Origin of the sequence: Flavobacterium phycosphaerae (assembly GCF_010119235.1) — a bacterium.
GTDB classification, from domain to species: Bacteria; Bacteroidota; Bacteroidia; order Flavobacteriales; family Flavobacteriaceae; genus Flavobacterium; species Flavobacterium phycosphaerae.
Genome location: NZ_JAAATZ010000001.1, coordinates 3,153,243 through 3,177,337 on the forward strand (window position 1 = coordinate 3,153,243; position 24,095 = coordinate 3,177,337).

Here is a 24,095-nt window from a genome sequence, read left to right on the forward strand (position 1 = left end):
TAGCATTGCTCCTACTCACCATGGGATTGCTGGATGTGTTGTATACTACTGTTTATCTGCAATCAAATTCGAGAACCAAAATTGATTATTTATACAATTCCAAAGACCTAGATTACGATGTGGTTTTCCTTGGTTCATCCAGAGTTAACAATCATTTTGTGCCAAAGATTTTCAACGAGCAAGGCTACAAAACGTTCAACTTCGGCATCACCCGTTCCCGCTTAGAAGAATCGGCTTTGATGCTGAAATTGATGGTGGAAAGAAACTATAAAATCAAGAATCTCATCCTTCAGGTAGATTTAAATATCAATACCAACGACCATTCCGAAGCGATTCGCTCGTTGTTTATGCCATATCTGCATCGCTCGCAAATCATACGTGACCACTATAAAAATATTCCTGAATATAACGAGTTACTTTATATTCCGTTTTACCGCTATTTACATTATGATGCTCGGGTCGGATTTAGGGAAATGTACTATTCACTTGTTCATAAGAGAACCAATGCTTTGGATAACGAAGGTTTTTACCCGTTAACTTCGCATGAAGGCAAAATGATTCCGGCTGATTTGTCAAAATATTATCCGAAAAGAAACGTAGCATACGAAGAAATAAAAGCCATTTGTAAAGCCAATAACATCAACCTGATTGCTATGACAACTCCTATGTGCATGAGTACCATAAACCGTGAGTATTTCAATCATATCAAATCGGTATACCCGGAAATTTACAGTTTTGAAAACGCAGTAACTGAGGATAAATATTTTGCAACTTGCGGACACATGAACAAAGCCGGCGCTATTAAATTTACCAAAGTGGTTTTTAACGCTTTCTTTAAACCCAAAATCCAACCTTGAAAAAACTAACCTACATACTTTTCTTTTTTAGTTTTATTGCTGCGGCTCAACACCATTCCAAAATGATAGTGGAAGTTGACAGTGATAAAAAAGTACTGACTGTTATTCAGGAACTAACCTTTTTCAATCAAACCAACGATACCTTAAATAACATCGTACTAAACGATTGGACCAATGGATATTCGTCTAAAAACACGCCGCTGGCCGCAAGATTTTCAGATGAATTTGAACGAAGTTTTCATTTGGCCAAAGAAAAAGAACGCGGTCGCACAGACCACATAACCATCATCGACCAAAAGAAAACCTTCCTGACTTGGGAGCGCGATGCCAATCATCCTGATGTGATTCAAATCAGATTAAGAGAGAAGCTTTTACCCAATCAAAAAGTAACACTTTCCCTTACCTACTTCGTTAAAGTTCCCAGTGATAAGTTTACCAAATTCGGCTATGGCGATGACGGAAAAATGTATTTAAAAAACTGTTTCCTGTTACCGGCACGGTATGAAAACCATGCATTTGTTAAGTATGACAATTTAAACTTAGACGATTGCGCCAACAGCCTTTCTGATTATGATTTGGAAATCAAAATTCCGCAAAACCTGACGCTGAGTTCTGATTTAAACGAACTAAAAAAAGAAGTCCAAAACAACCAAAACTATTACCAACTCACCGGAAAAAACCGTTTGGATTTTAATTTGTTTATTGATAAAAACGCGGCCTTCTCCTTATATAAAAACGGTAGTTTAGAAGTTGTTTCCGATTTGGGCAACACCCGTTTGAACGACATTCAAAAAGCCATTGTCATTGATAAAATAGTCAGCTTTGTCGGCGATAATCTGGGCAAATTCCCCAACCAAAAAATCACCGTTTCCGAAGCCGATTATGAGCGAAATCCTTTTTATGGATTGAATCAGTTACCGGTTTTTATCAGCCCGTTTTCGGATGAGTTTTTGTATGAAATTAAATTCCTAAAAACCTATCTGAATAACTATTTGCACAGCACGCTTCAACTCGACCCAAGACAGGACAACTGGATTTACGACGGAATTCAGGTGTACATCATGATGAAATACATAGAAGAATTTCATCCCGACAGCAAGATGATGGGTAGCGTGGCGAAGTTGCGACTGGTGCGTGGTTACAACTTGGTAAGTCTTGGTTTTAATGGACAGTACAGCTATTTTTATATGCTGATGGCGCGTAAAAACTTAGACCAACCGCTGGGCAATCCGAAAAATACCTTAATCCGATTCAACGAAAAAATTGCTTCAAAATACAGGGCCGGTCTGAGTCTGAAATACCTCGACAGCTATCTCGAGCAGGATATTGTGCAAAACAGCATCCGTCAGTTTTTGGTTTTAAATCAAAGACAACAAACCAACCGAAAGGATTTTGAAACGATATTAACTACTAATTCCCCCAAGAAAATCAACTGGTTTTTTGATAAAATTATCGAATCACGCGACATCATTGATTACAAATTTGAAGACGTTACCCGCACCAAAGACAGTGTTAGTTTCAAACTGAACAACAAAACCCAAACCAATGTTCCGATTCCGGTCTATGGTATCAAAGACAAGCAAATTGTTTTCAAACAATGGATAGACACGTTCTCAAAAGACAGCGTGTTTACAGTTCCTAGAAACGAGGCCGAGAAAATTGTCATCAATTACAAAAACGAAGTGCCCGAATTCAATTTGAGAAACAACTGGCAATCCCTTAGAGGCTTTCGATTGAATAATCGCCCGATAAAGTTCAACTTCATGAAAGATTTGGAAGATCCGTATTACAACCAAATTCTGTATGTACCTACTTTGGAATACAACTTATACGATGGTTTTTTGCCGGGTTTCCGCTTTCACAACAAAACCATTTTGGACAAACCGTTCATCTTTGATGTCAATCCGACCGTTTCTACCAAAACCCAAAACCTCTCCGGAAAAGCTTTGTTTTTTGTAAACCAATACAACCGCGATAGCAAATTATACAATGTAAAATACATGTTAAGTGGGCATTACTTGCACTACGCTCCAGATGCCTATTACAGCAAAATTGCACCAACCGTTTTCCTCAATTTCCGTCCGGATGATTACCGCGATAATCAAAAATCGTCTATTATCATCAAAGAAATTATGGTAGACAAACAAAAATCGTCTTATACCACTTCAGAAGACACTCGAAACTATCAGGTATTTAACGTCAAATATGTAAATACTAAAACAGAAGTTACCCATCATTTTCATTTCTTGGGCGATTTTCAATATTCAAAAACATTTGGCAAACTGGCTTCTGAAGTTCAGTACCGTAGATTGTTTGATGACAACCGCCAACTGAACCTGCGCTTTTTTGCCGGAACCTTTTTGCACAACAAAGCAGAAGACGATTATTTTGATTTTGGCTTAGACCGTCCAACCGATTATTTGTTTGAAAGCGAATACTTGGGCCGTTCCGAAAAAACCGGTTTGTTCAGCCAACAATCCATCATTGCCGATGGTTTCTTTAAGTCAAAATTAGAAACCCGAACCGCCAACCGTTGGATGACAACTGTCAATGCCAGCTACGGGATTTGGAACTGGATTGAAGCTTATGGCGATATCGGTGCTATTAAAAACAAAGAAACCTGCGGTAAGTTTGTGTATGACAGTGGAATTCGTCTGAACCTCGTTACCGATTATTTCGAATTATATCTTCCGGTGTATTCTAACAATGGCTGGGAAATTGGCGATAAAAATTATGGCGAAAAGATTCGTTTTATTGTCACTTTCAGACCTGAAACCCTTATCAATCTTTTCACCCGAAAATGGTTTTAAAACGGGTTGAAATGAAATAAAAATTACATTATTCTTTGCATAATTTAAATATCGTTAAATATTTTACAACCAACTTGCTTTTTATTGGTTTAAAATTACAGATACTTAAATATTATTTTTACGCGGAAATAACAAAAGTTACTTCTTTTTATTTAAATTTGTTTCTTCAATACAGCATTTCATTATGACCGAAGCACAAACCAAGACCGAAATTACCTTTGATGATTTCAAAACCGAAGTAGTAAACGATTACAGAATTGCTAAAATCAGCAGAGAATGTAGTCTACTGGGACGAAAAGAAGTGTTAACCGGAAAAGCCAAGTTTGGAATATTCGGCGACGGTAAAGAAGTACCGCAATTGGCATTAGCCAAAGCCTTTCAAAACGGAGACTTCCGTTCGGGCTATTACCGCGACCAGACTTTTATGATGGCGATTGGGCAGTTAACCATTCAGCAATTCTTTGCCGGTTTATACGGACATACTGATTTGTCACATGACCCCATGAGTGCCGGACGACAAATGGGCGGACACTTTGCTACTCATTCTTTGGATGAAAACGGTAATTGGAATAACTTAACGCAACAAAAAAACTCGAGTGCTGATATCTCTCCTACTGCCGGACAAATGCCGCGTTTGTTAGGATTGGCACAAGCCTCCAAAATATACAGAAACGTTCGTGGCTTAGAAGACTTCAACAAATTTTCTAAGGAAGGTAACGAAGTCGCTTGGGGAACCATCGGTAATGCTTCTACCTCTGAAGGCCTATTTTTTGAAACCATCAACGCAGCCGGTGTACTACAAGTTCCTATGGTAATGAGCGTTTGGGATGATGAGTACGGTATCTCAGTTCACGCCCGCTATCAAACTACTAAAGAAAGTATTTCTGAAATCCTGAAAGGATTCCAACGCGACGAAGATAACAACGGCTACGAAATCATGACCGTGAAAGGTTGGGATTATCCGGCTTTGGTTGAAACCTATCAAAAAGCCTCTGCCATTGCCCGTGAACAACACGTTCCGGTGTTAATCCACGTGGATGAATTGACTCAGCCACAAGGACATTCGACTTCAGGTTCACACGAAAGATATAAGAACGCTGAACGTTTAGCTTGGGAAGCTGAGTTTGATTGTTTGGCCCAAATGCGAACTTGGTTAATAGACAACAATTTGGCCACCGCCGAAGAATTAGAAACCATTGACAACGAAGCCAAAAAAGAAGTCATGGAAGGCAAAAAAGCCGCCTGGACTGCCTTTGTAACGCCAATGAAAGAAGAGCAACAGGAGTTGGTTTCCCTATTAAATACCATAGCCGAAACAAGTGCTAATAAAGTATTCATCGAAAAATATGCTGCTGATTTAGCTTCCATCAAAGAGCCTATCCGAAAAGATATCATCACCACAGCACGCAAAGTGTTGCGTTTGGTTGTAACAGAAAACGGTAAAGCCTCATTGGCCACTTGGATAACGAATTACACCAATAAAATCCAGCCTAAATTCAGTTCGCACTTGTTTTCGCAATCGGCACAAAATGTATTGCAAGCCACTGAAGTAGCACCAACTTATGATAACACAGCCGAAGAGGTAGACGCTCGTTTAATATTACGCGATAACTTTGACGCCATTTTCAATAAATACCCTGAAGCATTGATTTTTGGTGAAGATGCCGGAAATATTGGCGACGTAAACCAAGGCTTAGAAGGGATGCAGGAAAAATACGGAGAACTCCGTGTGGCCGATGCCGGTATTCGTGAGGCTACCATCCTCGGACAAGGAATAGGAATGGCCATGCGTGGTTTACGACCTATAGCCGAAATTCAATATTTAGATTACTTGCTCTATGCCATCCAAATCATGAGCGATGACTTAGCAACGTTGCAATACAGAACACAAGGCCGTCAAAAATCACCCTTGATTATCAGAACTCGTGGCCACCGTTTAGAAGGTATTTGGCATTCAGGCTCACCAATGGGAATGATTATTAATGCCATTCGCGGTATTCATGTTTTGGTACCGAGAAACATGACCAAAGCGGCCGGTTTCTACAATACTTTGTTAGAAACTGACGAACCTGCTTTAGTAGTGGAGTGTTTGAACGGGTACCGACTAAAAGAAAAAATGCCTACCAATTTAGGCGAATTCAAAACGCCAATCGGTATAGTGGAAACCATTAAAACCGGTACCGATATCACCATAGTTTCTTATGGCTCTACGTTAAGAATCATCGAACAAGCCGCCAAAGAATTACTCGAAGTGGGAATTGATGTGGAAATTATAGATGCGCAATCCTTATTACCGTTTGACATAAACCACGACTGTGCCAAAAGCGTAGCCAAAACCAATCGTTTATTGGTAATAGATGAAGACGTACCGGGAGGGGCTTCAGCCTACCTGTTACAACAAATAGTAGACGAACAAAACGGGTACCAACATTTAGACAGCCAACCGCAAACCTTAGCTTCTAAAGCCCACAGACCGGCTTATGGTACTGACGGGGATTACTTTTCTAAACCCTCAGCAGAAGACGTCTTCGAAAAAGTATACACCATCATGCACGAAGCCAAACCGGACAAGTTTCCGAGTTTATATTAATAGTAAAAGGAGCCTTAATGGTTCCTTTTTTTATACTTTGCTTTCAAAACCAAATACTATCAAACAACAATGGTCATATTGGAACTTCCTTAAAATAACACTCTCAAATGGCAACCCAATCAATTTGTCTTGTATATTTATCCTATGAAAAAACGGATGCTATTCCTATGCTTATTTAGTCCTTTCATCGCCTTGTGTCAACTCACCAACGAAGATTACAAAGAAACCGTCGTGGAGTTCATCAATACTATCAAAAATAAGAAGCAAGTACTGCTCGACTCTATGATACGCTATCCTTTGAGCCGCCAATATCCCCTGCCCGACATAAAAGAAAAAACCGAAATGGGACAACGCTATAATGAAGTTTTTGATGAACCGTTACTCCAAAAGATTCTCAATTCAGACCCTGCCAAAGATTGGTCTGATGTAGGTTGGCGTGGCATTATGTTAAACAATGGAGAGTTGTGGATTGATTATGACGGTTCATTGTTGGCCGTAAACCATCAATCAGCATGGGAGACCAAAAAAAGACACGAGTTAATTGAAGCCGATAGGAACCGACTTCACCCTTCCCTTCAAAAGTATGTAGAACCTATTTGCATTCTCAGAACCAAAAAATTCCTTATCCGCATAGATGACTTGGGAAACTACAACTACCGTTATGCTTCATGGCCTGTAAATAAAACCATGGCAGACCGACCCGATTTAGTTATTTCAAAGGGTGAACTTATTTTTGAAGGAAGCGGTGGCAACCACCATTATCAATTCAAAAAAGGGAGGTATACTTATGAATGTGGTATCGTAATTATGGGGGAAGATGACTCACCACCTGCCTATCTAGCCGTTACCAAAGGTAAAAAAGAAATACTAACGCAGGATGCTGATATAATTGAAAAATGATTGACTATGTTAGCTTGATGTAAACTCGTTCAAACAAATCAAGAACAATTATCAATCCTCGAAAGGCTATGAAAACTTTCGGATATTTATAGTTACACAAAATTCCCCAATCGCAATTCCTAATTCTTAAATTAATTATCTTTACCAAAAAATAAACTCATGCAACATATCATTGACCGTTTCGTAAGCTATGTCACTATTGACACCGAATCGGATCCGAACTCCACTACAACCCCAAGCACCAAAAAACAATTTGATTTAGCCAACAAACTGGTCGACGAACTTAAAGCCATCGGCATGAAAGAAGTGACGATTGACAAATACGGTTATGTAATGGCAACCTTACCGTCAAACGTAGACCACAAAGTGCCAACGATTGGCTTTGTATCTCACTTTGACACCACCCCCGATTTCACCGGAAAAGACGTAAAACCACAAATCATAAAAAATTATGATGGTGGCGATATCGTGTTGAACAAAGCGCAAAACATAGTGCTTTCGCCAAATTATTTTAAAGATTTATTACTGTATAAAGGGCAAACGTTAATTACTACCAATGGTTTAACGCTGCTTGGTGCCGATGACAAAGCCGGTATCACCGAAATCATGACCGCTATGGAGCACATGATTAACAACCCGCAAATCAAACACGGAAAAATCAGAGTATGCTTCACTCCCGATGAAGAGATTGGTCGTGGTGCCGATTTATTTGATGTGAAAAAATTCGGAGCCGACTGGGCCTACACCATGGATGGTAGTCAGATTGGTGAATTAGAATATGAAAACTTCAACGCAGCCGGTGTAAAGATTACTTTCAAAGGGAAGTCGGTGCATCCTGGTTATGCCAAAGGCAAAATGATTAACTCGATGCTGATTGCTAACGATTTCATCAACGAATTGCCTAAAGGCGAAACTCCGCAGGAAACCAAAGGTTATGAAGGCTTCTTCCACGTTACCCAATTACAAGGAAGCATTGAAGAAACCAAATTGGAATTAATCATTCGTGACCATGATATGAAGTTGTTCAAACAACGTAAAGCCTTAATCGAAAAAATCACAGCCAAATTCAATAAAAAATTCGCTAAGCAATTTGGGGAAGATATTGTTGTTACAACCATCACCGACCAGTACTACAACATGAAAGAAAAAGTAGAACCGGTAATGTTTATTGTTGATTTAGCCGAAAAAGCAATGAAGTCTTTAGGTATTAAACCCTTAATCAAACCTATCCGCGGTGGTACTGACGGTTGTCGTTTGTCTTATATGGGCTTACCTTGTCCGAACATTTTTGCCGGGGGTCATAACTTCCACGGAAAATACGAATACGTTCCGGTAGAAAGCATGCAAAAAGCCATTGATGTGATTGTAAAAATCGCTGAACTAACCGCTACTACTGATTTCACGAAAAAGGAAAAAGCAAAGAAGAAATAATATTTTTTTCAGTAATGAAAGAAGAAAAGCACACTTGGGATAAAGTCAACCAATGGGGAGAAGAATTAGCCTTGTTGCGAAACATTATTCAAAAGACCGAGCTGGTAGAAACCACAAAATGGGGTGGCGAAGTGTATACTATCAACAACAAAAATGTGTTGGGCATTGGTGGCTTTAAAAACTTCTTTACCATTTGGTTTTTCAACGGAGTGTTTCTCAAAGATGAAGCTCAGGTTTTAGTCAATGCTAATGAAGGAGTGACTCGAGCTTTACGTCAGTGGCGTTTTACTTCGGCAAAGGAAGTCAACGAAAAACTGATTATGCAGTACATCCGCGAAGCCATAGAAAACGAAAAGGCCGGACTTTCCATCAAACCCGAAAAGAAAGAAGCCATGCAATGTGATTATTTTGCGGCGGCTTTGAAGGATGACAAAAAACTCAATATTGCTTTGGAACAACTAACTCCTTTCAAACAAAAAGAATATTGGGAGTATATGGCCACTGCCAAGCAGGAAAAAACCAAAGTCAGCCGCCTCGAAAAAATAAAACCCATGATACTCGAAGGCAGAGGCTTGAACGATAAATACAGAAGTTAATTATAAATAAAAAACCCAAATCCGACAAAGGCATTTGGGTTTTTTAATAGAAATATGAATTCGTAATTCATAATTCGTAATTCATAATTCGTAATTCATAATTCGTAATTCATAATTTTTATACCTAGGCTTTCTTATTCAACGCAGCGGTCATCTCTAACGATATAGCCGAACGCTCAATTTTTAATTTCCCCGACATGGTTTCAATAACGACTGTCCCTTCTCCTATTTCAACTATTTTACCATGAAAACCACTTTTAGTGATTATCTTATCGCCCACTTTTAATCCGGCTTCGAATTCTTTTTCTTGTTTCACTTTCTTTTGTTGTGGTCTAATCATAAAGAAATAGAAAATTGCCAATAAGGCGACCATTTGTAACGCAAACATTGGATTCATAATAGGATGTTTTATTTTGTTCCTTTCGGAACTATGTTAGATTGAATGTATAATATTTTTTTCCCTTCCGGAACATTAGCTGATAGTACTACTGACTTTGAATTCTCACCTATTTTTCCGGCGGAGTTGAAAGACACTTTTACAATTCCGGCTGCTCCCGGAGCCACAGGTTCTTTAGGATATTCAGGAATAGTGCAGCCACACGAACCTTTAGCATCGGTTATAACTAAATCCGATTTCCCGGTGTTTTTAAACTTGAAATCAAACACCACTTTATCGCCTTGCGTAATGGTTCCGAAATCGTGCTTTTGGGTTTCAAAAGTCATTTCTGTTTCCGAAGTAACATTTTCTTTTTTACAAGATGTTGTCATTACAAATAAAACAACGATAGACAATAAACTTATTCTTTTATTCATTTTATTTCTTTTACATTAAACCTCTGCCGGTTTTCTTGATTTTGTTTTCGTTTTCAAATTCTTTGACCAAATTATCCAAAATCCCATTAATGAAAATACTGCTCTTTGGTGTTGAGTATTCTTTGGCAATTTCAAGATACTCGTTAATCGTAACTTTCACCGGAATGGATGGAAACTTCAAAAATTCGCATATGGCCATTTTCAAAATGATGGTATCTATTTCGGCTATACGATCGGCATCCCAATTAGGGGTCTTGTCTATGTATTCTTTGGCTAATTCCACTTCATTTAAAACCGTTTTCCTGAATAACAAGCTCACGAATTCTTTATCTTCTTCATCTTTGTAAAGCTTAACCACTCTGAAATCATCTTTCTCGGTAATTTGCTTCAACTGCTTCTGAATTTGGGTATTCACTAGCGGAATATCGTCAATCCAAGTCAGTTTATGATCTTCTAAGTATTCATATAGCTTTTCATTTGGCGCCAACACTTCGGTAAACATATCTACCACAAACTGTTTGTCTTCTTCAAACGTAGTTTTCTTGGTGCTCATGTATTTTTGGTACAAACTGCTTTTCTTGATTTCGTTTAATAAAATCAAAATGTAGTCATCATTCATCAACCAGTTGTTGATTTTACGTTTCTCTAACGCAATACTTAACGAACTGTTTTCTTCCAATAATTGAAGAACAGCGTTGTTGATGAATTTAGTGTTGGGCTTTTTTTCTTCCGGTGTAGCTAAATGCTTTTTGCTTGAAGCGTCTAAGAATATCACTTCCTTTTTTCTGATTTCAATCAGCGAAGACAGCATGATTAAATACAAATCCTGAATATTATCGATACTTTGAATCAAAAACTTTTCTTCTTTTTCTAATTCATCAGATCTTTTTTGATGCATCGCGTAGATGGATTGCATCACTTTCACTCGAATATGTCTTCTGTTTAACACGGGTAAGAACTTTTAAAAATTAACAAAGCGAAAGAAAATCTTTCGCTTTGCAAAAATAGTAATATTTTAAAACCTACTATTATTTATTGGCGTTTTCTTTTTTTCTTTCGTCAATACGGTTTTGTGCAATTTGCATAGCCGCTTGTTGCGTGGTCAAGTTATTGGCATCGGCAAAGCTGAAAATTTCTAAGGTAGTGTTGTAGATGTTTTCAGTTCTTCTGATAGCTTCTTCTTTGCTGTATTTTACAATTTCGGCATATACATTAATAATTCCACCGGCATTGATTAAGAAGTCAGGAGCATAAGTAATCCCTCTTTCTCTTAAAATCTGTCCGTGAACCGCTTCAACAGCTAACTGATTGTTGGCAGCACCAGCGATTACTTTAGCTTTAATTTTATACACTGTATCATCATTAATCGTAGCACCTAAAGCACATGGCGAATAGATATCTACATCAGCAGCATACAAATCAGCTCCTGTGTAAATCTTGGCGCCATATTTAGCCACCATGTTTTCCATTTTATCCTGGTGAATATCAGCCACAAAAACTTCAGCACCTTCATTTCTCAAATGGCTGATTAAAGTTTCACCCACGTGTCCTGTTCCTTGCACTAAGATTTTTTTACCGTCCAATTTATCAGAACCGAACTGGTATTTAGCCGCAGCTTTCATTCCCATGTAAACACCATAAGCGGTTACCGGAGAAGGATTTCCTGAACCTCCACGAGCTTCTGAAATTCCGGTTACGAAATTAGTTACCTCGTGAATTCTGTCCATATCTTCCGTAGTGGTACCTACGTCTTCAGCCGTGATATATTTTCCGCTTAATGAATTTACAAATTCACCAAAACGCGTAATCATTTCAGGAGTTTTATCTGCTTTAGCATCACCAATAATAACCGCTTTTCCACCACCAAGGTTTAAACCGGTAATTGCTGATTTGAAAGTCATGCCTCGAGAAAGACGTAAAACATCATTTAAGGCTTCCCATTCGTTGTTGTATTTCCACATTCTCGTTCCGCCCAAAGCCGGTCCCATAACCGTGTTATGAATACCAATAATTGCTTTTAAACCTGTATCTTTGTCGTTACAAAAAACAATTTGTTCGTGATTGTCAAAAGAAAGTTGTCCAAAAACAGGGTTCATATTTTGCAGCTCTGCCGGGGTAGTGATTTCTGAAGTCATTTTATAGCTATTAAATTTGGACTTTTTAAAAAGTCCCGACAAAATTAAAACTTTATTCAATAAATGACACTCAAATCAAGGATAATTAGTAATTTGTTAATAAAATCAATTTAAATCAAGAATATAATAAATTAATTATTTTTAAAATTTTAACACGAAATAGCCTTTAAAGTCCAATTCTGCCAATTTACAATGAAAGAACTTCAGTATTTAAACAAATATTTTGTCAAATATAAATTCCATTTTTTATTAGGAATTATCATCACCATAGTTGCCCAAATTTTCTCTCTTTTTACTCCGAAGCTCATTAGCAAATCGTTTATGATTATTGAAGATTTTTATAAAAACAAATTAAGCCACGAGGTCATTAAAACAGAATTGATTCACAACATCCTCTGGATTATAAGTACCACCCTGATTGCCGGAGTTTTAACTTTTTTGATGCGTCAAACTTTAATTGTTATGTCGCGTCATGTAGAGTTTGATTTGAAAAATGAAGTCTTCAAACATTATGAAGTACTGGATCAAAACTTCTACAAACGCAACCGAACCGGCGATTTAATGAACCGAATTAGCGAAGATGTTGCCAAAGTGCGCATGTATGTTGGTCCCGCGGTCATGTATACCATCAATACTTTTATTCGCTTTACGGTAGTGATTATATATATGTATAATGTCTCTCCTCGATTGACGTTATACACTTTATTGCCTTTACCGATATTATCGTATATCATTTTTAAGTTAAGTACCGAGATTAATAAACGCAGTACTATTTTCCAACAGTATTTATCCAAAGTTTCGAGTTTCACACAGGAAATATTTTCCGGAATCCGAGTGGTAAAAGCCTATGCTTTGGAAGAACAATACCAAAACCAATTGATTGATTTAGCCAAAGAAAGCAAAACAAAAAGCATGAGTTTGGCTCGGGTGCAATCTTTATTTGGTCCGTTAATGATCGCTTTGATTGGTGTGAGTAACTTAACGGTGATTTACTTTGGCGGTCTGATGTATATTGACGGGACTATTAAAAGCATCGGAACGATAGCCGAATTCATTTTGTATATCAATATGCTGACTTGGCCGGTAGCTTCCATTGGTTGGGTTTCCTCACTTATTCAGGAAGCAGAAGCCTCCCAAAAAAGGATTAATGAATTTTTGAAAATTGAACCCGAAATCAAAAACAAAAATGAAGAACATACTCCAATTCAGGGTGAAATTGAATTCAACAATGTAAGTTTTACTTATGAAGACACCGAAATAACTGCATTGCAAAACATTTCGTTCAAAGTTAAAAAAGGGGAAACGCTGGCTATTTTGGGTAAAACCGGTTCGGGAAAATCCAGCATTTTATCTTTACTTACCCGAATGTATGACATCAAAAACGGCAGTATTACCATTGACGGCAAAAAGATAGATGAAGTGAATTTGTATGATTTGCGCAACAGCATCGGTATAGTGCCGCAGGATGCCTTTTTGTTTTCGGATACCATTAAAAACAACATTAAGTTTGGCAAAGAAGACGCTACTGACGAAGAAGTTATTATAGCTGCTAAGCAAGCGGTGGTTCATGACAATATTATGAACTTTGGCAAGCAATATGAAACTATTTTGGGCGAAAGAGGCATTACCCTTTCAGGCGGACAAAAGCAACGGGTTTCCATTGCAAGAGCTATTATAAAGAACCCTTCCATACTATTATTTGACGATTGTTTATCAGCCGTAGATACCGAAACTGAAGAACAAATCCTGAATAATTTACTCCAAATTTCAAAAGACAAAACCACCATAATCGTGAGTCACAGGGTGTCTTCTGCTAAGAATGCCGACAAAATTATCATCATTGACGAAGGACAAATTATTCAAGAAGGTTCTCATAATCAATTAGTAAACCAAGAGGGGTATTATGCCGAATTGTATTTAAAACAACTTTCGGAAAAAGAATTAAATTAAATGTTGTTTCGTAACAAAAATTTTACCATTTTTGAACTGTATTGAAACACTATAAATCGACCGAAAGAATATGAGAGAAAATGATATGTTAGAAAAAGATGAGATTTTTTCTAAAGTTTTAAGAGCCGGAAGAAGAACTTATTTCTTCGATGTGAGAGCAACAAAAGCTGATGATTACTACATCACCATCACCGAAAGTAAAAAGTTCACTGAAGAAGATGGTTCATTTCACTTCAAAAAACACAAAATTTATTTATACAAAGAAGACTTTGCGGCGTTTACTGATATTTTAGAAGAAATGACAGCGTATGTTTTGAACCACAAAGGCGAAGAAGTAATCTCGGAAAGACATCAGAAAGATTTCAAAAGAGAATACCAGCAGGAAACTACAGAAGAAGCTGCGCCAACTGAAAAGAGTTTCACCGATATTGATTTTGACGATATTTAATCCAAAATAATCAAAGCCCGTAACGAATTGTTTCGGGCTTTTTAAATTTTATAATATGCAAAAATTTATTGCTTTTATTAATAAATACGGAGTATTGTTTCATGGTTTAAGCATCCTGTTTTGGTTGTGGTTAATAACGAACCACGTTCAAAGATTTCAAACCGAAGAATTGCCGTTATCCAAGAAAATTGCCTTTGGTGGTATAGTGATGTTTTTCTTTTTGTCCTGTTTTAATTTATACCGAGCTTTAAAACAAAGAAAAGCTTAACCAATTCGCAGGCCATTTGCTACTTTCAAATCTGAAGTCAGCAAAACGATATCATTATCGTTGCCAACAGAACCCAGTACCAAACATTCACTCATAAAAGTACCAATCTGTTTTTTCGGAAAATTGACTACAGCTACAATTTGTTTTCCGAGTAAATCTTCTTTGCTGTAGCGTTTGGTAATTTGTGCCGAGGATTTCTTGATTCCAATTTCGTTACCAAAATCAATTGTCAATTGAAAAGCCGGCTTTCGGGCTTCGGGAAAATCATTAACATTGATGATGGTTCCCACGCGCATTTCCACTTTTTCAAAATCTGACCAGGATAATTTTTCTTCCATAATTATTAAATTAAAAAACACCCTAAAAAGAGTGTTTTAATACTGTTTATTGCATGGTCACGTAATTGTAAACCTTCATCCCTTGCGCTTCATTGAGTCGGGCCTTAGGTGCCATTCGTAATACGATGGGTTTCCATTGTTCTGCCGAAAATTCTTTAGGTTCGTATAATCTGTGGCAACGCGCACAACTGTTTTCATATAACGATTTTCCTTCTGCCAATTCCGGTGTTAATACCGTAGCTGCAGTTGCAACTGGCGGTTCAACTTTTGGTGGTTCTGCTGTTACCACAGCTGATTTAGAGGCACATGAATAAATAATCGTGGCGAGTGCTGCCAAGGCTAATACTTTATATTTCATAAGATTTTGTTGTTGGTTTAGGGTAAATCTATAAAAAAAATCCCAACAGCAAACTATAGGGATTTTAATTTTAACTAAATCTTAAATGTAATTCTTATTTAACATCCATTAATTCTACATCAAAAATCAAAGTAGCATCAGGTGGAATTACGCCTCCTGCTCCGCTTGAACCGTATCCTAAATATGACGGAATAACAAAACGGGCTTTATCACCCACTTGTAGCAAAGCAATACCTTCATCCCATCCTTCAATTACATGACCTTTTCCTAATGGAAATTCGATTGGTTTTTTTCTTGGATAAGAAGAATCGAATGTTTTGCCGTTTTCTAATTGTCCTGTATAATGAACGGAAACCGTTTTACCGGCTTCTGCTTTTTTCCCATTTCCTTTTTGGATGAATTTATAACGCAATCCGCTTTCCGTTTTTTCAAATCCGGCGGCCAGTTTTTCCATAGCGGCTTCAGCTTGTTTTTTTGCTTCTTCAATTCTTTTCAAACGAGAACCTTCAAAAGTTCTGAATGATTCAATAGCATTCCATTTTTGAGCTTCCTCACCTACTCTGACAATTTCAAGACTTTCAATAATATCGCCTTGCGCAATTTCGTTCACAATATCTTGTCCTTCTACCACATGACCAAAAACGGTATGTTTACCATCTAACCAAGTGGTAGGCACATGAGTAATAAAAAACTGCGAACCGTTACTTCCCGGTCCGGCATTAGCCATAGACAAAACACCCGGTTTATCGTGTCTTAAATCAACATGAATTTCATCATCAAAATTATACCCCGGTCCACCAGTCCCGATACCTTGTGGGCAACCACCTTGTATCATAAAATCAGGAATCACTCTGTGAAATTTCAATCCGTCATAGTATGGTTTTCCCATAGGACGAGCTGAATTTTCTAATTGTCCTTCTGCCAATCCGACAAAATTACCAACCGTTCCCGGAGTTAAATCGTGTGTTAGTTTTACTAAAATAGTTCCTTTAGTAGTATTAAATTTAGCGTATATTCCGTTTTCCATTTTGTGTTTTTTTTAAATGCTGTGCAAAGGTAGTATATAAAATTGTAATTTTGGCTACCATAAAAATCGAAAAACATGAGCTCTATTTATAGCAAAGCCGACAACGATATTTTTATTTCCAGAATCAACAAACTTTCACCCGAAAGCAAAGCCCAATGGGGAAAAATGACAGTAGACCAAATGCTTTCACACTGTCAGGCTCCACTCGATTTTACTTTTGGACAAACGCCTATGAAGACTAATTTCATCATGCGCATTTTTGGAAAAATGTTGAAAGGCAAAGTTTTTGGCTCATCAGAATTTAAGAAAAACAGCCCCACAGCACCTACTTTTATCCGAACAGAGAAATACGATTTTGAGGAAACCAAAAAAGGATTGATTGAGCGTATAACTGTTTTTTCGGAATTGGGAAAAGAGGCCATTAAGACTACGAATCATCCTTTCTTTGGCGAATTGACTTATGACGAATGGAGCCAAATGCACACTATGCACTTGGACCATCATTTAAAACAATTTGGAGTGTAATATCGTTATGAAAAAACTCGATTATATCAATATCAACAAGCAAACCTGGAACGAGAAGACGGATGTCCATATCGCTTCCGAGTTTTATGACATGGAAGGTTTCATGAATGGTAAATCTACCTTAAACGAAATTGAACTGTCCTTGTTGGGTGAGGTTGCGGGAAAGAAAATCCTACACCTGCAATGTCATTTTGGGCAAGACACCATTTCATTTGCTAGAATGAATGCTCAGGCAACAGGTATTGATTTATCGGACAAAGCTATCGACAGAGCCAGGGAGTTTGCTACTCAACTGAATCTGGACGTTACTTTTATTTGCTGTGATATTTATGATACACCGAAGTATCTGGATGAAAAGTTTGATATCGTTTTTACCAGCTATGGTACGATAGGCTGGCTGCCCGATTTGGATAAATGGGCGAATGTAGTTGCTCATTTTTTAAAACCCGGCGGAAGGTTTGTTATAGCCGATTTCCATCCGGTGGTTTGGATGTTTGACGATCATTTCAAGACCGTGTTTTATAATTATTTCAATGTTGAACCAATTATAGAAAGTACTAGCGGAACTTATGCCGATAAAGACGCTGAGATAACTACCAAAACCATCAGTTGGAACCATCCTATATCCGAAATTTTAAACAGCTTAATTAAAAACGGATTGGAAATCAATAGTTTTAACGAGTATGATTATTCACCTTATGATTGTTTTAATGAAACTGTTCAAATTGAAAAAGGGAAGTTTCGAATTCAACACTTAGGCAGCAAAATCCCGATGGTTTATTCGATTGCGGCAACTAAAAATAATTTCCTAAGTAAGAAGAAGCCCTAGCCCGATAGTAGCAAGCTACCATGTAGCGCGGATAGCGGGAACAGCTTCCAAAAAAACTACTATCTTTGCGCCATGCGAATAGACATCATCACCATATTACCCGATTTATTGAGAAGTCCTTTTGAAGGTTCTATCATGAAACGCGCCATTGAAAAAGAATTGGTTGAAGTACACTTTCACAATCTGAGAGATTACACCACCAACAAACAAAAAAGTGTGGATGATTACCAGTTTGGCGGAGGTGCCGGCATGGTCATGATGATACAACCCATTGATGATTGTATTACTCATTTGAAAAGTCAACGAGACTACGACGAAATCATTTATATGTCGCCTGATGGGGAAACTTTGAATCAAAAAATGGCCAATACGATGTCGATGTATGAGAATATCATCATACTGTGCGGTCATTATAAAGGAGTTGACCAACGCGTTCGCGATCATTTTATTACCAAAGAAATTTCGATTGGCGATTATGTGCTATCCGGTGGAGAAATCGGAGCCATTGTATTTTGCGATGCCATAATTAGATTGATTCCCGGGGTTTTGAGTGATGAGACCTCAGCTTTGACCGATAGTTTTCAAGATAATTTATTATCCGGGCCCATTTACACTAGGCCGGCAGATTATAAAGGATGGAAAGTTCCGGAAGTATTGACCAGCGGTCATTTTGCCAAAATTGATAAATGGCGTGAGGATATGGCGTATGAACATACTAAAAACAGACGTCCTGATTTGCTTGACGAATCGTAGAAATTACGAATTACGAATTAGGAATTAGGAATGGTTACATAATAAAATTCATAACCTAATGATTTACATATTTTTAAATTTATAAAAAAGATTGAAAAAATTCACAATTCACAATTCATAATTCACAATTCTTTTTTATCTTTGCCCCCACATTAGACCAACCTCTGGCGAGAACCGTGAATGTTGCTCTGATTTCAAACCATAATAATCAATAAAAATGGCAAATTTAGTAGATTTCGTTAATAACGAATTATCGACAAAAAAAGATTTCCCTGCGTTCGGAGCCGGTGATACTATCACTGTGTACTACGAAATTAAAGAGGGTGAGAAAACAAGAACTCAGTTTTTCAAAGGAGTTGTTATTCAAAGAAAAGGTGCTGGATTGACTGAAACGTTTACAATCCGCAAAATGTCTGGTGCTGTAGGTGTAGAGCGTATCTTCCCGGTTAACATGCCAGCGTTACAAAAAGTTGAAGTAAACCAAAGAGGTAAAGTTAGAAGAGCTCGTATTTTCTACTTTAGAGAACTTACCGGTAAAAAAGCTAAAATCAAAGAAAGAAGAAGATAATTCTAAACTTTCAGCCTATAAAAAAGTCCCGATAATTCGGGACTTTTTTTATGGACATACCTCATCCAACAAAAAACCCGAACTGTTGCCAATTCGGGTTTTCCTATTTATGTCCTTTTAAGTTTTATCCTAAAACGGTTTGCAAAGCGTCGTTCATACTTCTTACCGCATCGGCACTTTTAGCAAATAAAGCTTTTTCAGCATCGTTCAATTTAACATCAACGATTTGCTCCACACCATTTTTTCCAATGATACATGGCACTCCGATACAAATATCGTTTTGACCATACTCACCTTCTACAAAAACAGAACAAGCAATCATTTTTCTTTGATCGTTCAAAATACTATCAACTAAGTAAGCTACCGAAGCTCCCGGTGCATACCAAGCCGAAGTTCCTAATAAAGCTGTAAGTGTAGCACCTCCCACCATAGTGTCAGCCGCTACTTTAGCTAATTGCTCTTCCGATAAAAACTGAGAAACCGGAATTCCGTTATAAGAAGCCAAACGTGTTAACGGAATCATAGTAGTATCGCCATGACCTCCAATAACCATTGCCGAAATATCATTAGCCGGTTTGTCTAAAGCTAAAGACAAATACGTTCTGAAACGTGAACTGTCTAAAGCGCCACCCATACCGATGATTCTGTTTTTTGGTAAACCCAATGATTTGAACGCCAAATACGTCATGGTATCCATTGGATTAGAAACGATTACGAAAATAGCCTCAGGTGAATGTTGTAATAAGTTTTCTGCTACTGATTTTACTATCCCGGCATTGATACCGATTAATTCTTCACGTGTCATTCCCGGTTTTCTTGGAATACCCGATGTAATTACCACCACGTTACTTCCCGCCGTTTTTGAATAATCATTAGTAACACCTGTCAATTTGGTATTAAAACCTGTATTGGTAGCACATTGCATAATATCCAATGCTTTTCCTTCTGCAAAACCTTCTCTGATATCCAATAGGACGATTTCACTGGCAATTCCTCTGTAAGCCATCACATCAGCGCAAGTGGCACCAACATTTCCTGCTCCTACAATCGTAACTTTCATTTGTGTAAAATTTGTTTGTTGTTATGTTATTTAATTTTTATGCGTCGATATTAGCATATACTGCATTTTTCTCGATAAATTCTCTACGAGGCGGAACTTCATCCCCCATTAACATTGAGAATACTCTGTCGGCCTCAGCTAAACTGTCGATGGTAACCTGACGCAACGTTCTGAAATTTGGATCCATGGTTGTTTCCCATAACTGCTCCGCATTCATCTCTCCAAGACCTTTATAACGTTGAATAGCGGCACTTCCACCCATCTTTTCGTTAGCAATGTCACGTTGGTCATCGTTCCAGGCGTATTCTTTTTTGTTTCCTTTTTTAACCAAGTATAATGGTGGTGCAGCTATGTAAACATGTCCACCTTCGATTAATTCTTTCATAAAACGGAAGAAGAAGGTCAAAATCAAGGTAGAAATGTGACTTCCATCCACGTCGGCATCACACATGATGATTACTTTGTGGTAACGTAGTTTTTCTAAATTCAAAGCTTTAGAATCTTCTTCGGTTCCGATAGTAACTCCTAAAGCAGTGAATATATTTCGAATTTCTTCGTTTTCAAATACTTTGTGATGCATGGCTTTTTCTACGTTCAGAATCTTACCACGCAAAGGTAAAATCGCTTGGAAGTTACGGTCACGACCTTGCTTAGCCGTTCCACCCGCCGAATCTCCCTCGACAAGATATACTTCACATTTTGCAGGATCTTGTTCTGAGCAGTCAGACAATTTACCCGGTAAACCACCACCTCCTAAAACCGTTTTACGCTGTACCATCTCACGTGCTTTCTTAGCCGCATGACGTGCCTGAGCTGCGAGAATAACTTTTTGCACGATGATTTTAGCATCATTTGGATTTTCTTCCAAATAATTCTCTAACATTTCGGCAACAGCTTGAGAAACCGGAGAAACCACTTCTCTGTTTCCTAATTTCGTTTTGGTTTGTCCTTCGAACTGTGGTTCAGCCACTTTCACCGAAATAATCGCTGTCAATCCTTCACGGAAATCATCACCCGAAATCTCGAATTTTAATTTTTCCAACAAGCCCGAAGCATCCGCATACTTTTTCAACGTACGGGTTAATCCCATACGGAAACCTTGTAAATGCGTTCCTCCTTCGTGGGTGTTGATGTTATTTACATAAGAGAAAATATTCTCTGCATAACTTTCATTATAAATCAAGGCAACTTCAACCGGAATTTCGCCTTTTTCATGTTCCATGCTAATTACATGGCTAATGATTGGAATACGGTTTCCATCTAAAAATTTAACGAACTCTTTCAATCCTTCTTTCGAATGGAAAACTTCGCCCTCAAATTCGCCATTATCTTTGGTATGTCTTCTGTCTGTAAGTGTAATGGTGATGCCTTTGTTCAAAAACGAAAGCTCACGCATACGACCCGCTAACGTATCATATGAATATTCTAAAGTTTGAGTAAAAATAGTTGCATCGGGCTTAAAAGTAACAGTAGTTCCTCTTTTGGCGGTTTCCCCAATTTGTTTAACCGGATACATCGCTTTACCTCTTTCGTACTCTTGCTCATACATTTTACCGTCACGGAAAACTGTAGCACGCAAATGATCCGAAAGAGCATTCACACACGAAACCCCAACACCGTGCAAACCTCCGGAAACTTTATAAGAGTCTTTATCGAATTTTCCTCCGGCACCAATTTTGGTCATTACTACTTCCAAAGCCGACACACCTTCTTTTTTGTGCATGTCAACCGGAATACCACGACCGTTATCTTCAACCGTGATAGAATTGTCTTCATTAATAATTACACTGATGGTATCACAATGTCCGGCTAACGCCTCATCAATAGAGTTGTCTACTACTTCGTAAACCAAATGATGCAAACCTCTGACTCCGGTATCTCCAATGTACATGGATGGACGCATTCTTACGTGCTCCATTCCTTCTAAAGCCTGAATACTATCCGCTGAATAATTATTCTTTTTAATCTCGTCGCTCATATAATTTTATCGTAAAAAATGTAATTTTTGTCAAACACGCAAATATATGAAAACACACAAGATTTCCTATCCCAAAACGGTGTTAAAACCCTTAAGTTATTAACATTTTCGGCATTATTTCAACAAAAAACGCTCACCAAAAATGATGAGCGTTTTTAACAAACAAACTAAACTTCAAACTAAACTCAAGTGGTCACACTTGACTTTGCGATTTCAATATCCGCTTGCACGTGAGCTGCATTAGCTCTACCGCTCGGATCTTGGTTTTCCTGCCATTTTGGTATCCATTTGCGCACGGTTTGAGCCGCACTGACCTGTGGATAGTATTTGTGGAAAATAGTTCTGTAAAAATAAGCCTCTTTCGTGGCCGGTGTGTTGTAAGGAAACTGTTTTGTCGCTTCAGCCATTTGCTCATCAGTCACTTGTGAAGCGCAGTATTCAATTAATTCGTCAATCCAATTGTACCCAACTCCGTCTGAAAATTGCTCTTTCTGACGCCATAATACTTCATCAGGAAGGTATGGGGAATCCGGAGTATCAAATGCTTTTCTCAATATGTATTTTTCACGACCTTCGTAGGTCTTAGGTTGTTTCTCCTCGCCCTTAATTAACATGGCTACATCTAAGAAAGCTTTGTCTAAAAACGGTACTCGAGCTTCTAATCCGTGGGCCATGGTTGATTTATCGGCACGAAGCAAATCGGCTGTAAATAACTTTTGCACTCTTTCGATGGTTTCTTTGCTAAAATCTTCTGTAGAAGGCGCATTTCTGAAATACAAATAGCCTCCAAAAACCTCATCGGCTCCTTCACCCGAAAGCACTACTTTGATACCCATATCGGTAATGGCTTTGGATAGAAAATACATGGGTGTACTGGCTCTTACCGAAGTCACATCGTAGGTTTCTAAATGCCAAATTAATTTATCTAAAATTTCGATTCCCTGTTGTACTGTAAAATGAATTTCATGATGCGTTGTTCCTAAAAACTCGGCCACTTTTCTGGCTGCTTTGGCGTCAGGAGCTTCAGCATCTAATCCTATAGAGAACGAATGCAATTCCTTTCCTTTTTCTTTTAACAAACGAGCGGCAATAGAAGAAGTTAATGACGAATCTAATCCGCCGGAAAGCAATACCCCTATTGGCACATCACTCATCAATCTTTTACGGGTAGCTTCGGTTAAGGATTCTCTTAGCAGTGCATAATCTACTTCTTTATCTGCTTTTTTGAAATCTTCATACTCCGGTTGATAGTATTTTACAAAACCGGTTTCATGCGTATAATAATGTCCGGGAGGAAAAGTGGAAAACGTTTTACACTGATCAGCAATTGGTTTCATTTCGGATGCGAAATACATTCTGCCCCTGTCATCAACACCATAATATAAAGGTTTCACGCCCAACGGGTCACGTCCGGCAATGTAATCATCGCCATCAATCACAACGAAAGCAAAATCACCATCTAATAAGTGTACAAAATCATACCCGAATTTTTCATATAAATGAACAATCACTTCCGAATCAGATTTAGAACGAAAAACATGGTCTTTTAGAACAGTATCTCTCAATTCCTGATGATTGTAGATTTCGCCATTATGGACCATCCAAGCTGTAGAGCAACCTTGTATAGGCTGTCTTCCAGAATGCAAATCGATGATTGACAAACGCTCGTGACTTAATATATGCCCATTTTCAGTAACATGCATATCGCTTTCATCCGGGCCACGATGTGACATTCTTTTTGAAAGTTGCTTTACCAATTGTTCATCTTTTCCTTTTCCTATAATGGCTAAAATTCCGCACATAATCGTAATCTTTAAATTCTTATTTGGTTTATTTGATAAAGCAAAAATGCTATATTGGT

The 24,095-nt window shown here is 38.0% G+C and carries 23 protein-coding genes; 13 read left to right on the top strand and 10 right to left on the bottom strand.

Translation table 11 applies throughout. The features are described from left to right. Positions 1-5 precede the first annotated feature (5 nt). The 6 genes from GUU89_RS14055 to GUU89_RS14080 all read left to right on the top strand — a co-directional run bounded on the left by GUU89_RS14055 (position 6) and on the right by GUU89_RS14080 (position 9,184). Complete coding sequence (locus GUU89_RS14055; RefSeq protein ID WP_235922055.1) at positions 6-857, top strand: hypothetical protein; 852 nt, start codon at positions 6-8, stop codon at positions 855-857. Further along, on the top strand, positions 854-3,667 hold the full coding sequence (locus GUU89_RS14060; protein WP_317163892.1) for a gluzincin family metallopeptidase: 2,814 nt from the start codon (positions 854-856) through the stop codon (positions 3,665-3,667). Before GUU89_RS14055 ends, GUU89_RS14060 begins: the two co-directional genes overlap by 4 nt. 184 nt (positions 3,668-3,851) lie before the next feature. Next, a complete protein-coding gene (locus GUU89_RS14065; RefSeq protein WP_162128499.1) occupies positions 3,852-6,257 on the top strand; it encodes an alpha-ketoacid dehydrogenase subunit alpha/beta in 2,406 nt (801 codons plus the stop codon). Between the two features lie 144 nt (positions 6,258-6,401). Further along, positions 6,402-7,157, top strand: coding sequence for a hypothetical protein (locus tag GUU89_RS14070; RefSeq protein ID WP_162128500.1), 756 nt, complete (start codon positions 6,402-6,404; stop codon positions 7,155-7,157). 159 nt (positions 7,158-7,316) lie between these two features. After that, positions 7,317-8,588 (top strand): peptidase T, encoded by a 1,272-nt coding sequence (gene pepT / locus GUU89_RS14075; protein ID WP_162128501.1) that lies wholly within the window; start codon positions 7,317-7,319, stop codon positions 8,586-8,588. 14 nt (positions 8,589-8,602) lie between these two features. Beyond that, positions 8,603-9,184 carry a YdeI/OmpD-associated family protein gene (locus tag GUU89_RS14080; RefSeq protein ID WP_162128502.1) on the top strand — a complete coding sequence of 194 codons (582 nt, stop codon included), beginning with the start codon at positions 8,603-8,605 and terminating at the stop codon, positions 9,182-9,184. A gap of 124 nt (positions 9,185-9,308) precedes the next feature. Here GUU89_RS14080 and yajC read toward each other — a convergent pair whose 3' ends face one another. The 4 genes from yajC to GUU89_RS14100 form a co-directional block, all read right to left on the bottom strand. Beyond that, positions 9,309-9,581 carry a preprotein translocase subunit YajC gene (yajC, locus tag GUU89_RS14085; protein ID WP_162128503.1) on the bottom strand — a complete coding sequence of 91 codons (273 nt, stop codon included), beginning with the start codon at positions 9,579-9,581 and terminating at the stop codon, positions 9,309-9,311. Between the two features lie 11 nt (positions 9,582-9,592). Further along, complete coding sequence (locus GUU89_RS14090; protein ID WP_162128504.1) at positions 9,593-9,997, bottom strand: DUF1573 domain-containing protein; 405 nt, start codon at positions 9,995-9,997, stop codon at positions 9,593-9,595. A gap of 10 nt (positions 9,998-10,007) precedes the next feature. Then, a complete protein-coding gene (gene nusB / locus GUU89_RS14095) occupies positions 10,008-10,913 on the bottom strand; it encodes a transcription antitermination factor NusB (RefSeq protein ID WP_162128702.1) in 906 nt (301 codons plus the stop codon). 112 nt (positions 10,914-11,025) lie between these two features. Further along, positions 11,026-12,132 carry a Glu/Leu/Phe/Val family dehydrogenase gene (locus GUU89_RS14100; RefSeq protein ID WP_162128505.1) on the bottom strand — a complete coding sequence of 369 codons (1,107 nt, stop codon included), beginning with the start codon at positions 12,130-12,132 and terminating at the stop codon, positions 11,026-11,028. A 192-nt stretch (positions 12,133-12,324) separates the two neighbouring features. Here GUU89_RS14100 and GUU89_RS14105 point away from each other — a divergent pair, with 192 nt between their 5' ends. From GUU89_RS14105 to GUU89_RS14115, 3 genes are all read left to right on the top strand, one after another. Continuing rightward, positions 12,325-14,082: an ABC transporter ATP-binding protein gene (locus GUU89_RS14105; RefSeq protein ID WP_162128506.1), complete on the top strand. Its 1,758-nt coding sequence runs from the start codon at positions 12,325-12,327 to the stop codon at positions 14,080-14,082. Between the two features lie 70 nt (positions 14,083-14,152). After that, complete coding sequence (locus GUU89_RS14110; RefSeq protein ID WP_162128507.1) at positions 14,153-14,530, top strand: PUR family DNA/RNA-binding protein; 378 nt, start codon at positions 14,153-14,155, stop codon at positions 14,528-14,530. Positions 14,531-14,585: 55 nt separating this feature from the next. Further along, the gene (locus GUU89_RS14115) at positions 14,586-14,798 is read left to right on the top strand and encodes a hypothetical protein (RefSeq protein WP_162128508.1); all 213 of its coding nucleotides are present in this window, start codon (positions 14,586-14,588) and stop codon (positions 14,796-14,798) included. Here the strand turns inward: GUU89_RS14115 and GUU89_RS14120 are convergent. The 3 genes from GUU89_RS14120 to GUU89_RS14130 form a co-directional block, all read right to left on the bottom strand. After that, complete coding sequence (locus tag GUU89_RS14120) at positions 14,795-15,136, bottom strand: tRNA-binding protein (RefSeq protein ID WP_162128509.1); 342 nt, start codon at positions 15,134-15,136, stop codon at positions 14,795-14,797. The genes GUU89_RS14115 and GUU89_RS14120 overlap by 4 nt on opposite strands. 46 nt (positions 15,137-15,182) lie before the next feature. Continuing rightward, positions 15,183-15,494, bottom strand: coding sequence for an HU family DNA-binding protein (locus tag GUU89_RS14125; protein ID WP_162128510.1), 312 nt, complete (start codon positions 15,492-15,494; stop codon positions 15,183-15,185). A 94-nt stretch (positions 15,495-15,588) separates the two neighbouring features. Then, positions 15,589-16,521, bottom strand: coding sequence for a peptidylprolyl isomerase (locus tag GUU89_RS14130; RefSeq protein WP_162128511.1), 933 nt, complete (start codon positions 16,519-16,521; stop codon positions 15,589-15,591). Between the two features lie 75 nt (positions 16,522-16,596). On the opposite strand from GUU89_RS14130, the gene GUU89_RS14135 reads away from it, so the two are divergent. The 4 genes from GUU89_RS14135 (at position 16,597) to rplS (ending at position 19,196) form a co-directional block, all read left to right on the top strand. Continuing rightward, positions 16,597-17,046 (top strand): DUF1569 domain-containing protein, encoded by a 450-nt coding sequence (locus GUU89_RS14135; RefSeq protein WP_162128512.1) that lies wholly within the window; start codon positions 16,597-16,599, stop codon positions 17,044-17,046. Between the two features lie 7 nt (positions 17,047-17,053). Continuing rightward, a complete protein-coding gene (locus GUU89_RS14140) occupies positions 17,054-17,875 on the top strand; it encodes a class I SAM-dependent methyltransferase (RefSeq protein WP_162128513.1) in 822 nt (273 codons plus the stop codon). A gap of 72 nt (positions 17,876-17,947) precedes the next feature. Further along, positions 17,948-18,628 carry a tRNA (guanosine(37)-N1)-methyltransferase TrmD gene (trmD, locus tag GUU89_RS14145; protein WP_162128514.1) on the top strand — a complete coding sequence of 227 codons (681 nt, stop codon included), beginning with the start codon at positions 17,948-17,950 and terminating at the stop codon, positions 18,626-18,628. Between the two features lie 217 nt (positions 18,629-18,845). Beyond that, positions 18,846-19,196 carry a 50S ribosomal protein L19 gene (gene rplS / locus GUU89_RS14150; protein WP_162128515.1) on the top strand — a complete coding sequence of 117 codons (351 nt, stop codon included), beginning with the start codon at positions 18,846-18,848 and terminating at the stop codon, positions 19,194-19,196. Positions 19,197-19,320: 124 nt separating this feature from the next. On the opposite strand, the gene mdh is transcribed toward rplS, so the two are convergent. The 3 genes from mdh to asnB all read right to left on the bottom strand — a co-directional run bounded on the left by mdh (position 19,321) and on the right by asnB (position 24,036). Next, positions 19,321-20,256 (bottom strand): malate dehydrogenase, encoded by a 936-nt coding sequence (mdh, locus tag GUU89_RS14155; RefSeq protein WP_162128516.1) that lies wholly within the window; start codon positions 20,254-20,256, stop codon positions 19,321-19,323. 37 nt (positions 20,257-20,293) lie between these two features. Continuing rightward, a complete protein-coding gene (gene gyrB, locus GUU89_RS14160; protein ID WP_162128517.1) occupies positions 20,294-22,234 on the bottom strand; it encodes a DNA topoisomerase (ATP-hydrolyzing) subunit B in 1,941 nt (646 codons plus the stop codon). A 185-nt stretch (positions 22,235-22,419) separates the two neighbouring features. Continuing rightward, positions 22,420-24,036: an asparagine synthase B gene (asnB, locus tag GUU89_RS14165; RefSeq protein WP_162128518.1), complete on the bottom strand. Its 1,617-nt coding sequence runs from the start codon at positions 24,034-24,036 to the stop codon at positions 22,420-22,422. Positions 24,037-24,095 lie beyond the last annotated feature (59 nt).

Coding starts and splice junctions, on each gene's coding strand:
- GUU89_RS14135 (WP_162128512.1), top strand. CDS start 16,597: ATGAGCTCTATTTATAGCAAAGCCGACAACGATATTTTTATTTCCAGA.
- rplS (WP_162128515.1), top strand. CDS start 18,846: ATGGCAAATTTAGTAGATTTCGTTAATAACGAATTATCGACAAAAAAA.
- mdh (WP_162128516.1), bottom strand. CDS start 20,256: ATGAAAGTTACGATTGTAGGAGCAGGAAATGTTGGTGCCACTTGCGCT.
- GUU89_RS14130 (WP_162128511.1), bottom strand. CDS start 16,521: ATGGAAAACGGAATATACGCTAAATTTAATACTACTAAAGGAACTATT.
- pepT (WP_162128501.1), top strand. CDS start 7,317: ATGCAACATATCATTGACCGTTTCGTAAGCTATGTCACTATTGACACC.
- gyrB (WP_162128517.1), bottom strand. CDS start 22,234: ATGAGCGACGAGATTAAAAAGAATAATTATTCAGCGGATAGTATTCAG.
- GUU89_RS14065 (WP_162128499.1), top strand. CDS start 3,852: ATGACCGAAGCACAAACCAAGACCGAAATTACCTTTGATGATTTCAAA.
- GUU89_RS14120 (WP_162128509.1), bottom strand. CDS start 15,136: ATGGAAGAAAAATTATCCTGGTCAGATTTTGAAAAAGTGGAAATGCGC.
- trmD (WP_162128514.1), top strand. CDS start 17,948: ATGCGAATAGACATCATCACCATATTACCCGATTTATTGAGAAGTCCT.
- GUU89_RS14090 (WP_162128504.1), bottom strand. CDS start 9,997: ATGAATAAAAGAATAAGTTTATTGTCTATCGTTGTTTTATTTGTAATG.
- GUU89_RS14100 (WP_162128505.1), bottom strand. CDS start 12,132: ATGACTTCAGAAATCACTACCCCGGCAGAGCTGCAAAATATGAACCCT.
- nusB (WP_162128702.1), bottom strand. CDS start 10,913: ATGCAATCCATCTACGCGATGCATCAAAAAAGATCTGATGAATTAGAA.
- GUU89_RS14110 (WP_162128507.1), top strand. CDS start 14,153: ATGAGAGAAAATGATATGTTAGAAAAAGATGAGATTTTTTCTAAAGTT.
- GUU89_RS14105 (WP_162128506.1), top strand. CDS start 12,325: ATGAAAGAACTTCAGTATTTAAACAAATATTTTGTCAAATATAAATTC.
- GUU89_RS14070 (WP_162128500.1), top strand. CDS start 6,402: ATGAAAAAACGGATGCTATTCCTATGCTTATTTAGTCCTTTCATCGCC.
- GUU89_RS14115 (WP_162128508.1), top strand. CDS start 14,586: ATGCAAAAATTTATTGCTTTTATTAATAAATACGGAGTATTGTTTCAT.
- asnB (WP_162128518.1), bottom strand. CDS start 24,036: ATGTGCGGAATTTTAGCCATTATAGGAAAAGGAAAAGATGAACAATTG.
- GUU89_RS14080 (WP_162128502.1), top strand. CDS start 8,603: ATGAAAGAAGAAAAGCACACTTGGGATAAAGTCAACCAATGGGGAGAA.
- yajC (WP_162128503.1), bottom strand. CDS start 9,581: ATGAATCCAATGTTTGCGTTACAAATGGTCGCCTTATTGGCAATTTTC.
- GUU89_RS14125 (WP_162128510.1), bottom strand. CDS start 15,494: ATGAAATATAAAGTATTAGCCTTGGCAGCACTCGCCACGATTATTTAT.
- GUU89_RS14140 (WP_162128513.1), top strand. CDS start 17,054: ATGAAAAAACTCGATTATATCAATATCAACAAGCAAACCTGGAACGAG.